Source organism: Microbacterium sp. nov. GSS16, assembly GCF_028198145.1.
Taxonomy (GTDB): Bacteria; Actinomycetota; Actinomycetes; order Actinomycetales; family Microbacteriaceae; genus Microbacterium.
Genome location: NZ_CP116338.1, coordinates 2,749,747 through 2,763,924 on the forward strand (window position 1 = coordinate 2,749,747; position 14,178 = coordinate 2,763,924).

The following is a 14,178-nucleotide window of genomic DNA, read 5'->3' on the forward strand; positions in this document are numbered from 1 at the left end:
CGTGTGAACGCAGAAGGAGGGCACCCCGCAGGATGCCCTCCTTCTGATGACGCCGGTTCTAGCCGTTCGCGGCTTCCTCTTCGAGGGCGAGCAGCTTCTCGATGGCGGCCGTCAGCTTCTTGTCCTCGGCGGCGAACCGCTCGAGGTCACCCGACTTCAGCGCGGCCTCTCGAGCCGACAGCGCCGCACGCGCCTCTTCGAGCGCCGTCAGCGTCTCGCCGGCCGGAGGGGTGCTGCCCTGATCCGGCTCGGTCGGGGCATCCGGATCGGCCGGGGTGCCGGGGTCGGTCGGCTCCACGTCGTCGTCACCGCCCGCAGCTCCCGCGTCGCCGCCGAAGAGCACGTCGAGCGCCTCGGTGAGCGTGTCCTCGAACGCGACACGATCACCGAATGCAACCAGCACCTTGCGGAGGTTCGGCAGCTTGGTGCCCTCCGACGACTGCACGAACACCGGCTGCACGTACAGCAGGCCGCCGCCGACCGGCAGGGTCAGCAGGTTGCCGTACCTCACGTCGGATTTGCCGAGGGTCAGCACGTTCAGCTTGTTGGCGATCTCGGTGTCGGAGTCGAAGGTGTTCTGCACCTGTCCGGGGCCGGGAACCGTGGTGTTCGTATCGATCTCCAGCAGGCGCAGCTTGCCGTAGCCCTCCGACTTCTCGCCCTTCTTGCTGCCGGCGTCGGAGTCCACGGCGAGGTAGCCCATCAGCACCTCGCGGCTCTCACCCTGCGCGGAGGCGGGGATGAAGGTCGAGAACATCGAGAAGCGCGGCTCGTCCTGACCCGGCATCTTCATCGACAGGTAGTACGGCGGCTGCAGACGGTCCTTGGCGCGCGGGTCGTCGGGCGTCTGCCAGCGGTTGTCCTCCTGGGCGAACGAGCGCGCGTCGTCGATGTGGTAGACGCCCAGCACGTCGCGCTGCACCTTGAACAGGTCGGTCGGGTAGCGCACGTGGCTCATCAGGTCGCCCGACATCTCGCTGATCGGCTCGACCGTCGTCGGGTAGACCTTCTGCCAGGCCTTGAGGATCGGGTCCTCGTCGTCCCACGCGTACAGCTTCACCGAGCCGTCGTACGCGTCGACCGTCGCCTTGACCGAGTTGCGGATGTAGTTGATGTTGTCGAACGAGACGACCGATGCCGGGGTGCGGGAATCGGCGATGGCGTCGCGCAGGCTCACCGTCTTCGAGTACGGGTAAGTGGCACTCGTGGTGAAGCCGTCGACGATCCAGACGATCCGACCGTCGACGACGCTCGGGTACGGGTCGTTGTCGAGGGTCAGATAGGGCGCGACCTTCTGCACGCGGGTCTTCGGGTCGCGGTCGTAGAGGATCTGCGACTCGGAGTTGACCAGGTTCGAGAAGAGGATCTGCTCGGACTGGAACTTCATCGCGTACAGCAGCTTGACGAAGGTGTTGCCGATGCGGGGACCGCCGTCGCCGTCGAACGTCGTCTTGGTGTCGCTCGCGCCGTCCTCACCGCGCGGGTAGTCGATCTCGACCGGGTCTGTGCCCTCCGGGGCGCCGACGATCGAGTACTCCGGCGACGACTCGCCGAAGTACACGCGGGGCTGGAACTTCTCGGTCTCGGTGAGGAAGCCCGAGGTGGGGATGCCCTGCTCGAGGAACACCGGCTCGCCGTCGCTCGTGCGCTGGTTTCCGGCGAGCGCGACGAGACCGTAGCCGTGGGTGTACACCGCGGCGCGGTTGTTCCAGCTGTCGCCGCCACCGAGCTTGGTCAGGTCGAGGTCGCGCACCGAGACGACGGTGTCCTGCGACTTGCCGTCGATCTCGTAGCGGTCGACGTCGAGCTCGGGAGCGAACTGGTAGTACGAGCGGTACTGCTGCAGCTGGCGCACGGTCGGGCTGATGATCGCGGGATCCATGATTCGCACGGATGCCGTGGTCTCGGCGTCTTCACGCAGCTGACCGGGCTCGGTGTCGGTCGCCGCGGCGAACGGGGTGACCTCCATGTCGGCGACGCCGTACGCCTCCTTCGTGCTCTCGATGCTGCGCTCGTAGAACTCCGCTTGATAGGCGTTCTCGTTCGGCTTCACCTGGAAGGTGGTCACGACCCACGGGTAGCCGATGCCCACGACGAGCGACGCGACGACGAACAGCGCCGTGGCCGCCAGCGGGAAGCGCCACCGGCCGATCACGGCGGTCACGAGGAAGAGCACGGCGACGACCGCGGCGATGATCGACAGGATCGCGAGCCCGGGGATGGTCGCGTTGGCGCCCGTGTAGGCGGCACCGGTGATGCGGCCCTCGGGCTGCACGAGGGTGAGGTAGCGGTCGAGCCACAGGCTCACGGCCTGGACTGCGAGGTAGAGGCCCGCGAGCACCGCGAGCTGGATGCGCGCCGGCTTCGAGATGCGCAGCTCGCGCTGGCCGATGCGCACCGAGCCGTACAGGTACGACACGAGAGCGGTGATCACGAGGCAGAGCAGCAGCACGGCCGACGCGAACGCGAGCAGTGCAGAGTAGAACGGCATCGCGAAGAGGTAGAAGCCGGTGTCGACGCCGAACTGCGGGTCGAGGGTGTCGGTGGTCACGCCGTTAGCCCAGAGCCACACGGTCTTCCAGTTGCCCGCGGCCGCGAAGCCGGCGAACACGCCGAAGAACACGGGCATCCCCCACATGGCGAGGCGGCGGAGCGGCTCGATGACCTCCTGGTAGCGGTCGAGCTGCGAGCTCAGCCGCACGTAGACCGGACGCAGCCGGTAGGCCAGCTGGATGCACAGGAAGATCGGCAGCGCCATGCCGAGGAAGCCCACCACGAACATGGTCGCGGTGGCGATCCACTGCGTGGTCAGCACGGAGGCGAAGTCGAGCTGGTCGAACCAGAGGAATTCGGTGTAGAGCGAGGAGAACACGAAGAACGCCGCGATGATGGCAGCGATGATCGCCACCGAGATCGCGAGTATCCGTCGTGATGTGCTGGGCGTGGCCGGCTGCGGCGCTGAGGTCGAGGTCACCGTTCCATCCTAGGCAGGCCACCTATGACGCGGCCCCGGATCGGCGTCCTTCGACGAGCTCAGGAACCCATCCGCGGGGCTCAGGAATTCATCCGCGGCCCGGGAACAGCCCGGCAGCTCAGCGCTTCGCGGTGCAGACGGGAAGCGCTGATGCGTCGCCGCCCTCGGCGACGACCTCGAGGATGTCGAGCGATTCCTGCAGCGTGCCCGTGCGGAACACCTTCAGCCCGTCGGGCACGTGGCCCACGACCTCGTCGCAGTTGCCCTCCGGTGCGAGGAAGACGGTCGCGCCCGCGTCGCGCGCGCCGTACAGCTTCTGCCGGATGCCCCCGATCGGCCCCACGGTGCCCGCAGCGTCGATCGTGCCGGTGCCGGCCACATCCTCGCCGCCGTTGAGCTCGCCAGGTGTGAGCGTGTCGATGATGCCGAGCGCGAACATCATCCCGGCGCTCGGGCCGCCCACGTTGTCGAGCTGCAGCCGCACGTCGATCGGGAAGTCGTAGTCGGTGGTGAGGGCGATGCCGATCAGCCACACCTCGTCGCCTGCGGCGTCGGTGGACTTCTCGGGCGTCACCGAGACGGTCTTCTCCTGCCCGGCTCGCTCGATCGTGAGCGTCACCTCGGCCCCATCGGCCTGCTGGATGGCATCGCGCAGCGCGGTCGCCGAGTCGATCGCCTCGCCGTCGATGGCGAGGACCAGGTCGTCGGCGCGCAGCTCGCCGTCGGCGGGGCTGTCGGCCACCGTCTCGACCACCCGCACGGTCGCGCCGACGTCGTAGCCGAGCTCGGTGAGCGCCGCCGCGGTGGCCTCGTGCTGCGAGTCGACCATCAGAGCGGCATTGCGCTCATCGCGCTCGTCGGAGCTCAGACCCTGCGGGAAGACCGTGTCGATCGGCACGACCGCACGCGTCGGATCGGTCCACGCCACGGCCAGTTCGAACCAGGTGGGGGTGCGCTCGCGGTTGCCGATGACCTGCACGGTCGTCAGATCGAGCGTGCCGCCGGTCGGATACGTCTCGGCGCCCTCGATCTCGATCAGCGGCACCTTTACGCCGTCGGCGCTGCGGGCGGTGCCGAGGGTGTCGTACACCGGCCCCGGGCGCTGGATGACGTACGGCGTCGGCACGAAGGTCAGCGCGACCAGCGCGACCAGCGCGACGCTGAGCGCCACGATGCCGGTGACCGTGCCATTGCTGCGGCGTGATGACACGGAACCTCCGGGGCGTTCGCGAGCGGCGTACAGGGATCCGCGCGCATCGGGGGCGAGCACAGGATCGTGTGACTAGCGTAGAGCGCACACGCTACGGGCATGCTGAGAGGGCAATCGCATGGCAGATGACGATCGGGATCCGTCCGACTTCGAGGAGATGCTCCGGCGCATGATGTCGGGTGGGCAGATCGACCCGGAGGCGCTGCGCGACGCCCTGTCGGGAATGGGCGGGATGTCGATGGACCCGGCGCAGATGTCGGGGCTCATGGCGCAGCTGCAGGGCATGTTCGGCGGCGATCCGTGGCAGAGCGCGAAGCAGCGCGCGCTGCACATCGCCAATCGCGACGGTCTGGGCATCGCCGACGGTTCCCGCGCATCGCTCGCGGATGCCTTCGCTCTGGCGAACCTCTGGCTCGGTGAGGCGACCACGATCTCGGAGCTCGCCGCGCCGCCCCAGGCGATGACGCGCGGCGAATGGGTCGAGAAGACCCTGCCGGTCTGGAAGGAGATCGCCGACCCGGTATCTACGTCGATCGCGGATGCCCTGACCGGCGCGCTCGAGACGCAGGTGCCGCCCGAGATGCAGAGCATGGTGCAGGGTGCGGGCCAGCTGATGCGGGGCCTCGGTGGCTCGCTCTTCGCCGCGCAGTTCGGTCAGGTGCTCGGCCGGCTCTCGCTCGAGGTGGTCTCGGGCGGTGACGTCGGCATTCCCGTGCTCCCGCCGGGCACCGCCGCAGTGATCCCGCAGAACATCGCCGACTTCGGTGAGGGACTCGAGATCCCCGAAGACCAGATCGCGCTGTACCTCGCCGTGCGCGAACTCGCGTACGCCCGGCTGTACCGGCACGCGAAGTGGCTGCACCTGCACGTGCTCTCTCAGATCACCGACTTCGCACGCGGGGTGACGGTCGACGTCGAGGTGCTCGACGACCTGGCGTCCCGCCTCGATCCCACCAACCCGGAAGAGCTGCGCGCGGCGATCGAGGGCGGCGCCCTGCTGCCGGCGCAGACCGACGCGCAGCGCGAGGCACTGTCGCGCCTTGAGAACCTGATCGCCACGATCGACGGATGGGTGGACGTGGTCACCGAGGAGGCGACCTCGCGTCTGCCCGACGGTGCACGCCTGGCGGAGGCCGCCCGCCGCCGTCGCGCGGTCGGCGGGCCGGCCGAAGACGCCCTGGGTGCGCTCGTCGGACTCAAGCTCCGGCCCCGGCGCCTGCGCGAGGCATCGGCGATGTGGCGCGCGGTGACGGATGCCGTCGGCGTCGCCGCGCGGGATGCGCTCTGGGACTACCCCGACATCATGCCGCTCGCCTCGGACATCGACGACCCCTCGGCGCTCATCGCACGCCTCGAGGCTCTGCAGCGCGGCGAGACGCCCGTGGCGGACGAGCTCGACGAGGCGCTCGCACGCCTGCTCGACGGAGAGGAGTTCGGGAAGGACACCCCCGAGGGCGACGCCCCCAACAGCACCTCCCCTGACGACGCCGTGGACGATGAGCCAGACCGCCCCGAAGGAGACCGTCCCGTCTGACGCCGACGCTGTCCGCCATCTCCGTCCGGCGGCGCGCCGGTCGGCAGTTGCGGGAACTGATCCTGCACATCGCGGTGAAAGGACGATCAGTCCACAGATGGCCGTTCTCCGCCCCGCGGGCGGGGCGCGGCGGGACACAATCGGGTCATGAGCCCGATGACGCCCACGACACTGACCCGTCTGGACCCGCGTTATCCGCTGCTCTGGCGCGATGCCGACACCGTGCAGTTCGGGCTCGAGAACGTCGTGCGCCTCGAGGTCTCGGGCGCCTGGGTCGAGCCGCTGCTGAACCGGCTGCGCGCGGGCATCCGGCTCAGCTCGTTCGACGTCGTCGCGCACGGCGTCGGCGCGCCGCGCGGTGAGGCGAGGCGGATGCTGACGATCCTGCGTCCGCTGCTCGTCGAGGATGCGCTGCCGGCGCCGCCGTTCTGGACCGATGCCGTCAACGTCGCAGACGGCCGGGGACAGGAACGGCTGCGACAGTCGCTGGTCGACGAGGGTCTCGACGAAGCCGATCCGCGCTCACCCGGTGCGGTGGCGGTGGTGATGGTCGGCGGGGCCGCGGCCGCATTGCAGCTCGCCCGCTTCCTGCGCGATGATCTGCCGCATCTGCCCATCGGGTTCGAGCAGGACGCCGCGGTCGTGGGCCCACTTGTCGTTCCAGGGCGCACGCCCTGCCTGTCGTGTCGCGATGCGCACGAGCGCGACCGCGACCCCGCCTGGCCGCGCCTGCATGCCCAGCTCGTCGGCACCACCACTCAGGTGACCTCGGCGCGCATCGCGCACGCCGCATCGCTGGTGGCCCGCATCCTCCGTACTCCCACACCTTCGGCGGGGCTGATGGTGCGGGTCAGCCCTGACGGACGGCACGCCTGGAGGTCGGTGCGACATCACGCAGAATGCCCGTGCCTCGAGCTGTCGTTCCGATCTCCGCCAGGAAGCGCGACGGAGACCGCTCCCCTCGTCCCGCTGACCGCGCCCACGACACCGCCAGCGTTCGCGCGGCCCGCGTGATGCCGACGTAGGCGAGACGTCGCTCTTCGTCGATGTTCTCGAACGTCGTCGCGTACGAGATCGGCAGCGAGCCCTCGGCCCACCCGGCCAGCAGCACGTGCGGCCATTCGAGGCCCTTCGCCGCGTGCAGCGTCGAGAGGGTGACGGTCTGCAGCGTCGGCTCGTGCTGATCCTTCGCGCGCGCCATCAGCTCGTCGGCGAAGACGCGCAGCGTCGTGCCGGGCGGCGCTTCCTCTGCCAGCCGCAGGATCGCCCGGCGCGCCTCCCACCCGTCCCGCTGCGCACCGCCGGCCTGCGGCGGCTCGTCGGTGAGGCCGAGCCCGCGCAGCACGTCGCGCACGGTCGGCAGGAATCCCGCATCGGTCGGCGCCACCGCGGCGCCGCGCAGTGCGAGCACCGCCTGCCGGACCTCGGGCATGTCGAAGAAACGCGTGCCGCCGAGAACGCTCGTCGCGACACCTCGCGCGGCGAGCGCCTGCTGCAGCACGGCCGACTGCGCGTGCGCGCGATAGAGCACGGCGATGTCGGAGGGTACCGCGCCCCCGGCGATGCGCCTCACGATGCTGTCGGCGATGCCCGCAGCCTCGTCGGTCTCGCTGTCGTACGCGGTGACGGTCGGCTGCTCGTCGTCGCCGGCCGGCGCACCGGCGGGCGTCAGGGCCAGCGCCCCTGGCCGCCCCTTCATCAGCGCGTTCGCGGCGGTGAGGATCGGCTCACGGGAGCGATAGTTCGTCTCGAGCCGCACGACCGTGGCATCGCCGAACCGGCGCTCGAACTCGAGCAGGTAGCGCTGCTGCGCCCCGGCGAAGGAGTAGATGGTCTGGCTGGCGTCGCCCACGACGCAGATGTCGCGTCGATCGCCGAGCCACAGCTCGAGCAGGCGATTCTGCAGAGGCGATACGTCCTGGAACTCGTCGACGGTGAAGTGCCGGTACTGCTCGTGCACGGCCGCCGCGACGCGGGGCTCGGCTTCGAGCATCCCGGCACAGGCCAGCAGCACGTCCTCGAAGTCGAGCTGGCGTCGTTCGTCTTTGAGCGCCTCGTAGGCGGTCTGCAGCTCGATGAGCTGTTCGGGGCGGATGCCGCTGATCGGGCGCTGCAGCTCGGCGTACTGCTCGATGGACAGCATCGAGACCTTCCGCCACTCGATCTCGGCTGCGATATCGCGCAGAGTCGCCGTGCTGGGACGCAGACGCATCGCGTCGGCAGCCTGCCCCAGCATCCGGACTTTGTTGTCGATGAGCGACGGAGCGGAGTCGCCCGCGACCGTCGGCCAGAAGAAGTTCAGCTGCTTGAGCGCCGCGGCGTGGAAGGTGCGCGCGGCAACCCCGCCGACGCCGAGTGCGCGCAGGCGCCCGCGCAGCTCTCCCGCGGCCTTCGCGGTGAAGGTGACGGCCATCACGCGCTGCGGCGAGTAGGCGCCGGTGTCGACCCCGTGCGCGATGCGGTGCGTGATGACCCGCGTCTTGCCCGTGCCGGCTCCCGCGAGCACGGCCACGGGTCCGCGCAGCACCGAGGCGGCCTCCCGCTGGCGCTCGTCGAGTGCGTCCAGTGCGCTCACTTCGACTCGCTACGCTCGCTCAGCGCACCGCACTTCGCCCCGTCGTCTCGGTGCGCTCGCTCAGCGCACCGCTCGCTGCGCTCGCTCAGCGCACCGCGCTTCTCGCCAGCCCGGTACCAGTCCTCGATGAGCCTGCGCGCGATCGACGATCGGCTCGGCAGGCCGACGGGCCCTTCGCCGTCGAGCGAGCTCCCGATCTCGGCACGCGTCAGCCAGCGCACGTCGATGATCTCCTCACCGTCGGCTCTCACGTTCTCATCGGCGGCGACGGCGCGGAATCCGACCATCAGCGAGCGCGGGTACGGCCAGGGCTGCGACGAGATGTAGCGCAGCTCGCGCAGACGAACCCCGGCTTCCTCCGCGAGCTCGCGGTGCACGGTCGTCTCCATCGACTCCCCCGCCTCCACGAATCCGGCGAAGCACGAGTACATCGTGCCGCGCCACGCGGCGTTGGCACCCAGCAGCAGCCGCTCACCGTCGGCGCTCTCGACCGCCACGATCACGGCGGGGTCGGTGCGCGGGAAGTGCTGTGCGTCGCATCCGGGGCAGTGCCGCGACCATCCGGCGCTGCGGAGTTCGAGCTCGGTTCCGCAGCGGCTGCAGTGACGCACGTCGACCAGCCACGCGGCGACCGCGACGGCGGTCACGAAGATCTCCGCTTCGAACGGACCGAGCAGACCGCCGACCTCGCGCAGCCCCAGCCACGTCTCCTCGGGTGCCGCATCGATGCTCTCGGTCTGCGGCGGGACGGATGCCAGGAGCAGGGGCGCGCCATCGGCATCCCGTCCCAGCAGAGCCCAATCGGCCTCGCCGACCTGACCCGCGTCGACCCGCACGACGGCCCGGTCCGCGACGCGCAGACGACGGTCGCGCACGACGACCACCCTGGTTCCCTCCACGGCGCGCAGCCGCTCGATCACGCCGGGTTCAGCGCGCAGATCAGCCGCCCTGTCGAGGATGTCGGACCTGGTGCTCATGAGTCCTCCTGCTCTCGTGCGGCCCTCCCGGAAGCGATGTTTGCCGCGGCACTCGCGTGGCGTGGACGCCAAGGGCGCGGGGGCAGACCTACGCTGGGGAGCATGGCACGCTCTCCTTTCACTCTAGTGGCGGCGGTCACGGCCGCTGTGCCCGGGGCGGAGGTCACCGGCGCTCGCGCTCTGACCGCGGATGGCGACGGGAGGTTCGACTCGGCCATCGCCACGCTCGCCGACGGCAGCGAACTCGTCATCCGGGTCGCCGCCGATGACGCGGCCGCCGTCGAGCTGGCGGAGGAGGCGCTCGCGCTGCGCGCGCTGACGGCCGGAGCCAGGGAGATCCTGCCCTTCCGCGTGCCCACCGCGATGGGAGAGACACGGGTCGGCGAGGCGCGCGCGCTCGTCACCGATCTCATGCCCGGCTTCCAGGTCGAGGCCGCGCACCTTCCCGCCGGGCGGGGCGCGGCCGTGTCGGTCGGACAGGCGATCGCCGCGGTGCACGCCCTGCCGCCGTCGGTCGTGCGTGCCGCCGGGCTGAGTGTGCGTGACGCAGCCGCCGTGCGCGCCGAGACCGAGCAGCTGGTCGACCGCGCGTCGGCGACCGGACGGGTGCCGGCACGTCTCAGCGCACGATGGCGAGGGGCCGTCGCCGACGACGCCCTGTGGCGCTTCGAGAGCGCCGTGACGCTGGGCGGCATCCAGGCCCTCTCGTTCCTGTTCGAGGACGACCCCCATGACGGTCCGCAGGTGGTGGCGGTGCTCGGCTGGCGCGGGCTCGCCGTCGGCGACCCCGCAGAAGATCTGGGATGGCTCTCCGGTGCTCCTGATGCTGCGGCCGATGTTCTCGCCGCCTACACGGCTGCGTCGCAGCGCGCGGCCGATGACGCGCTGCAGGCGCGCGCCCGCCTGCACGCCGAGCTCGAGTTCGCGCGCTGGCTGGTGCACGGCGACGAGCTGCGCCGGCCCGACATCGTCGATGACGCCGCCGCCCTGCTGGACTCGCTCAGCTCGGGTCTGCGCGCCGACGACCTGCGCGCGGCCGCGACGTACACGGGCGGTGTGGATTCGGCTCTCGACGTGCTCGACCGCGTGCCCGCCACCGCCTCGAGCGACATCGACACCTCGATGCAGACCGACGCCTACCGCCCCGAGGATCTCTGGCACGACGCCGAGGCGGACGAGCCGGGCGACGACCGCGAGCACGCGGACCCGAAGACCGCCACCGGATCACTCCGCGCGGACGGCCACGAGCACCCAGAGTCACCGACCGCTTCGGGTCATGCATCGTGGGATGAGCCCACGCAGGATCTCACGGACGTCGCCGGCGTGCGCGGGCCGACCCACGACGGGCACGACGGCACGTCGGCACGGGATGCCGAAGGCGCTGCGGGCAGCGATCAGCCGGCATCCGCCGAGACGGACTCGGACGAGGCTCAGCGGGCCGCCCGCGCGGCGCTCCAGCGCTGGACCAGGTCCGACTCTGAGTAGATCCGGTCGTCGCGGATGACCAGGTCGTCGGCGACGTAGAACAGCGCCACGTCGATCTCCTCCAGCGGCACGCCGAACCGCCGGTGGTACGCGAGCCGGTACAGCGCCAGCTGCAGCATCCGCTCCTCGCGCTCGGCGGCCGTGCGCGGTGCGCGGCCGGTCTTCCAGTCGACGATCTCGATGCGTCCGCCGCGGTCCTCACGGCGGTAGACGGCGTCGAGCTTGCAGATCACGATGTGTCCGCCACCCTCGGCCGCGTCCTGGGCTCCGCTGAACGCGAAGTCGATCTCGATCTCCACTGCGATCGGCTGCAGCGGAGCCCATTCGCTGCGCTCGAACACCGCCCGCAGCTCGTCGAGGGCGCGCTTGTCGTCACTGCCGACGTGAGTCGCAGGCGCCGCGTCGGCACCTTCGTCATCGAGCTCCCAGAGCGCGCTCTCGACGGTGGAGCTCGCACCCACGAGACCCGAGCGATGCTCGACCCACGCGTGGAACAGCGTGCCGATGCGGGTCTGCGTGTAGGGCCGCTCGGGCATCGGACGTCCGAGGTCGCGCAGCGTGCCGCGGTAGTCGGTGACCCAGTCCTTGAACCGCGACGCGGGAACGCGCGTCGGCACCTCGGCGGCGGCGCCCTGCAGCCGCTCGGCCCGCTCGGCGAGCAGCCGTTTGAGCTGGTCGGTGGGCTCCGGCCGCTCTGCACGGGCAAGGGCTGCGCGCGCCTCCTGCTCGGCGGCGGCGACCCGCGGCCGGCGGTCGCCCAGCGGGTCCATCGGCCACGAGCGCGTCATCCCGGGACCGTCGTACGGGTTGTCGTCGGGGTCGACGCCCTCGATCGGGTCGAGACCGAGCACGTCGAGCGCGTCGAGCAGATAGGGGCTGGCCTGGCGCGGCTTCACCTGACCGGCCCAGTGCGCCCCGGAGAGCAGCAGATCGCTGCGCGCGCGGGTGAACGCCACGTAGGCGAGTCTGCGCTCCTCCTGCTGCTGGTAGTCGCGGTACTCGTTCTTGAACCGGCGCAGCGCGCCGCCGTTCGGGTACGCCTTCGTCACGCCCGCGGCGAGCGCGTCCAGGGCGGCCTTGTGCCGCTTCGCGGGGACGTCGCCCGCGGCATCCATCTCGGCCTGCGGATCCCAGCGGAACACGGGCAGCGCGTCGCGGTCGCCGCGCAGCGCGAACGGCACCACCCCGAATCCGAACCACCCGGCCGTGTCCTGCGGACGCCCGGGCAGCTCTCCGTCGACGAGCCGGACGACGGCCACAGCGTCCCATTCGAGCCCCTTGGACCCGTGGATCGTCAGCAGCTGCACCACGCCGGGCTCGGGAGGTTCGGGCCGCGGCATGAGCTCATCGGTGCTCTCGGCCTTATCGAGCCACGCGAGCAGACTTCCGATCGTTCCGCGGTCGTCGGCGCTGAGGAACGCGCGCACCTCGTCGGCGAAGGCGCGCAGCTGGGTCGCGGCGACCCGCGCGGGTCCGCGCGATTCGTTCGCCGCGAGCTCGATGTCGAGTCGCAGCTCGAGCTCGATCAGGCGGATCAGCTCGGGGATGGGCAGGCCGGCCGAGCGCCTGAGCCGTTCGAGGATCTCCCCCGCCGCCCGCATCCGTCGACGGCCCTCCGGGCTGATCGCCGCGATCAGACGGTAGTCGTCGGGAGCGGCGCGCAGGAAGTCGACGGCGTCGACGATCGACACGGCCTCGTCGGCGCCGCGCGACGCACGCAGCCGCTGCTGCACCTCGTCGGAGAGGGGCGAGAGATCGGCGTCGCGCCCGGCGAGCGCGGTCGCGAGATCGTAGAGCGCCGCCATGTCGGCGACGCCGATCGCGAAGCGGGGCCCGACGAGCAGACGGATGAGAGCGGAACCCGCCGTCGGGTCGTGGATCACCCGCAGCATCGAGACGACGTCGACCACCTCCGGCGTCGACAGCAGCCCGCCGAGCCCGAGGATCCGGTGCGGGATGCCCTGACGCGCCAACGCGGCGGCGAAGGTCTGCATGTGTCGCTTCGACCGGAACAGGATCGCACCGGTGTGAGCGTGATCCGGATCCGACTGCTCGTGCTCGCGGCGTCGCGATGCGAACCACTCGGCGACCTGCTCGGCCTCATCGTCGACGGTGTGCGGGAAGAGCACCTCGACGCGGCCCTGCCCTGCGGCCGGGCGCGGTTCGAGAGCCGGCACGTCGAGCCCCGCGCGTGCGAGGGGCTCGAGCACGCGGTTGGCGACATCGAGGATGCGCGTGTCGTTGCGCCAGCTGGTCATCAGGCTGTACGTCGTCGCGGCGTGGTCGTGGGCGAACGCGCGGCTGAAGGCATAGAGGTTGTCGGCGCTCGCACCACGCCAGCCGTAGATCGACTGGTGCGGGTCTCCGACCGCCATCACCGCGCTGTCGCGGAACAGCGCGGCGAGAAACCGGGTCTGGATGACAGAGGTGTCCTGATACTCGTCGAGCAGCACCACCCGATGCTGCTCGCGCAGGTCGGCGCGCACGTCGGGCGCGCTCTCGACGATGTCGAAGGCGCCGCCGACCTGGTCGGCGAAGTCGAGCACGCCGCGGCGCTGCTTCTCGGCCATGTAGTCGCGCACGAGGCGGGCGAGCACGGGAATGCTGCGCAGGTTCAGCGCCGCAGTGTCGACGTCGCGATTCGTGCGGTACGGCTCGAACGCCGCCGCCTGCTCGGCTGCGATGCGCTCGACCGCATCGAGGTCGGCACGGTGATCGAGCACTTCGGCGGCGAGCCTCTGCACCGCGTCGATGACTCCGCCGAGAGACCGGTCGATCTCCTCGAGATCGGGGATGTCGGCACGCAGCACGACGGCACGGGCGATGAGCCAGGAAGCCGACTGGCTGAGCATGGCCGCCTCCGGATCGCGTCCGATGCGCGCGGCGTGCTCGCGCACGATGCCGTCGGCGAAGGCGTTGTAGGTCGATACTCGGGGGCGGATGAGGAGATCCTCCGCCGCGCGCGGCGTGCGGGGGTCCCACCCCGTGCCGTAGTGCTCGGCGAGCTCGTCGAGCACCTGCACGCGCACCGCGTCGCGCTGCGGGCCGGCGACGGCGACGTGCACGCGCCGCAGCGCGTCGTCGGCGACGATCTCGGGGAGGTGCGGCAGAAGCCCGCGTCGGGCGAAGTGGTCGATCATCTCGAGCCGCCGGCCGATGCGCTCGGCCAGTTCCCCCGCCGCCTTACGCGTGAAGGTCAGACCCAGCACCTCGTCGGGGCGCACTCTGCCGTTCGCGACGAGCCAGACCACGCGCCCGGACATCGTCTCGGTCTTGCCGCTGCCCGCCCCCGCGACGACGAGCGCGGGCGTCGGCCGCGCCTCGATCACGCGCTGCTGAGCCTCGGTGGGCACGGGAAGGCCGAGCGCGAGGGCGATGGTCTCGGCAGAGATCGTGGCCGTGCCGGCGAGGGTGCCGCTCATG

General features: G+C 70.8%; 7 protein-coding genes. 2 read left to right on the forward strand and 5 right to left on the reverse strand.

The features are described from left to right. Nucleotides 1–58: 58 nt before the first annotated feature. Nucleotides 59–2,974 (reverse strand): UPF0182 family membrane protein, encoded by a 2,916-nt coding sequence (locus tag PGB26_RS13100; protein ID WP_271638089.1) that lies wholly within the window; start codon nucleotides 2,972–2,974, stop codon nucleotides 59–61. 118 nt (nucleotides 2,975–3,092) lie between these two features. Continuing rightward, the gene (locus tag PGB26_RS13105; protein WP_271638090.1) at nucleotides 3,093–4,184 is read right to left on the reverse strand and encodes a YlbL family protein; all 1,092 of its coding nucleotides are present in this window, start codon (nucleotides 4,182–4,184) and stop codon (nucleotides 3,093–3,095) included. Nucleotides 4,185–4,302: 118 nt separating this feature from the next. Between PGB26_RS13105 and PGB26_RS13110 the strand changes: the two genes are divergently transcribed. After that, entirely contained in the window at nucleotides 4,303–5,718 is a 1,416-nt protein-coding gene (locus PGB26_RS13110) for a zinc-dependent metalloprotease (RefSeq protein ID WP_271638091.1), read from the forward strand. Between the two features lie 850 nt (nucleotides 5,719–6,568). On the opposite strand, the gene PGB26_RS13115 is transcribed toward PGB26_RS13110, so the two are convergent. Beyond that, complete coding sequence (locus tag PGB26_RS13115; RefSeq protein WP_271638093.1) at nucleotides 6,569–8,293, reverse strand: ATP-dependent helicase; 1,725 nt, start codon at nucleotides 8,291–8,293, stop codon at nucleotides 6,569–6,571. Beyond that, complete coding sequence (gene nudC / locus PGB26_RS13120; protein ID WP_271638094.1) at nucleotides 8,290–9,270, reverse strand: NAD(+) diphosphatase; 981 nt, start codon at nucleotides 9,268–9,270, stop codon at nucleotides 8,290–8,292. The genes PGB26_RS13115 and nudC overlap by 4 nt, the downstream gene beginning before the upstream one ends. Nucleotides 9,271–9,372: 102 nt before the next feature. On the opposite strand from nudC, the gene PGB26_RS13125 reads away from it, so the two are divergent. Next, complete coding sequence (locus tag PGB26_RS13125) at nucleotides 9,373–10,755, forward strand: hypothetical protein (protein WP_271638096.1); 1,383 nt, start codon at nucleotides 9,373–9,375, stop codon at nucleotides 10,753–10,755. Here the strand turns inward: PGB26_RS13125 and PGB26_RS13130 are convergent. Further along, nucleotides 10,701–14,177 (reverse strand): ATP-dependent DNA helicase, encoded by a 3,477-nt coding sequence (locus PGB26_RS13130; RefSeq protein ID WP_271638097.1) that lies wholly within the window; start codon nucleotides 14,175–14,177, stop codon nucleotides 10,701–10,703. The genes PGB26_RS13125 and PGB26_RS13130 overlap by 55 nt on opposite strands. Between the last annotated feature and the right edge of the window lies 1 nt (nucleotide 14,178).

Coding starts and splice junctions, on each gene's coding strand:
- PGB26_RS13110 (WP_271638091.1), top strand. CDS start 4,303: ATGGCAGATGACGATCGGGATCCGTCCGACTTCGAGGAGATGCTCCGG.
- nudC (WP_271638094.1), bottom strand. CDS start 9,270: ATGAGCACCAGGTCCGACATCCTCGACAGGGCGGCTGATCTGCGCGCT.
- PGB26_RS13125 (WP_271638096.1), top strand. CDS start 9,373: ATGGCACGCTCTCCTTTCACTCTAGTGGCGGCGGTCACGGCCGCTGTG.
- PGB26_RS13130 (WP_271638097.1), bottom strand. CDS start 14,177: ATGAGCGGCACCCTCGCCGGCACGGCCACGATCTCTGCCGAGACCATC.